Raw genomic sequence first — 947 nt, 5'->3', positions numbered from 1 at the left:
GCGGACTGCGCGTCGATGATGCAGTCGAGGAAGCGCTGCTTGGCGTCGTCGGTCCGGGCGCTATCGCCGCTGCAACCGCGGCCGCCAAGGAAGCCAGGGAACGGCGGGATCAGGTGCGCGATGCTCTCAGTCGCGACCTCGAAGCGGCGCGCTATGCCGCCGACCGGGCCTTCCGGCAGTACGATGCCGCTGACCCCGCGAACCGGCTGGTGGCGGGCGAGCTGAAGCGCGCTGGAACAGGGCGCTCGCTCACGCGGCGGAGGTCGAGGGCAAGATCGCAATGCATGAGGCCGCGACGCCCGCCCCCATTGCCGATCCAGCTTCGCTCGGCGTTCTAGCCTCGAACCTCAAAGCGGTCTGGGATGCGCCGACGACGGATGCTCGCCTCAAGAAGCGCGTCGTGCGCACCCTCATCCATGAGGTCGTGGCCGATATCGACGATGCGGCCTCCGAGATCGTCCTCATCGTCCACTGGGTCGGCGGCGTTCACAGCGAGATACGCCTGCCCAAGCGCCGGCGCGGGCAGCGTAACAGCACCTCCGCCAACATCATCGAGGCTGTGCGCCGACTGGTGCTGATCGCCAGCGACGATCTGATCGCCGGCCTCCTCAACCGCAACGGCCTCGAGACCGGTAACGGCAATCGCTGGACGCGCGAGCGTGTTACCTCGCTGCGCTCGAACTATCGCATCCCGGTGTTCAAGCCCGCCGAGGACGGCATCGAGCCCTGGCTAAACCTCAGCAACGCCGCCAAGCTCCTGAAGATCGCGCCCAAGACGCTCCGGCTGGCCGCTGAAGCCGGTGAAATCGAAGCCATCCATCCTCTGTCGGATGGTCCTTGGATCTTCGCCCGCAGCTCGCTGATAACAACTGCTGCTCGATCTATCGCCGAACGAGCGCGACAGAACCCAAGATACCCCACGGGATCGAATCCCAATCAGCAAAGTC

1 protein-coding gene and 1 pseudogene are annotated in these 947 nt (G+C 65.8%); one reads left to right on the top strand and one right to left on the bottom strand.

Features of this window, described 5'->3' with window-relative positions:
* On the bottom strand, nucleotides 1–281 hold a 281-nt coding region (locus tag IVB36_RS15275; RefSeq protein ID WP_247392035.1), incomplete at its 3' end, for a hypothetical protein.
* On the opposite strand from IVB36_RS15275, the pseudogene IVB36_RS15270 reads away from it, so the two are divergent.
* Nucleotides 281–947 (top strand): annotated as a pseudogene (locus tag IVB36_RS15270) (recombinase family protein); the annotation flags it as partial. The gene IVB36_RS15275 and the pseudogene IVB36_RS15270 overlap by 1 nt on opposite strands.

The sequence above is a fragment of the Bradyrhizobium sp. 35 genome, from assembly GCF_023073215.1.
In the GTDB taxonomy this organism is placed as follows: domain Bacteria; phylum Pseudomonadota; class Alphaproteobacteria; order Rhizobiales; family Xanthobacteraceae; genus Bradyrhizobium; species Bradyrhizobium canariense_D.
The sequence above is the reverse complement of the archived record's forward strand: the minus strand, read 5'-3'. Positions and strand labels throughout refer to the sequence as shown.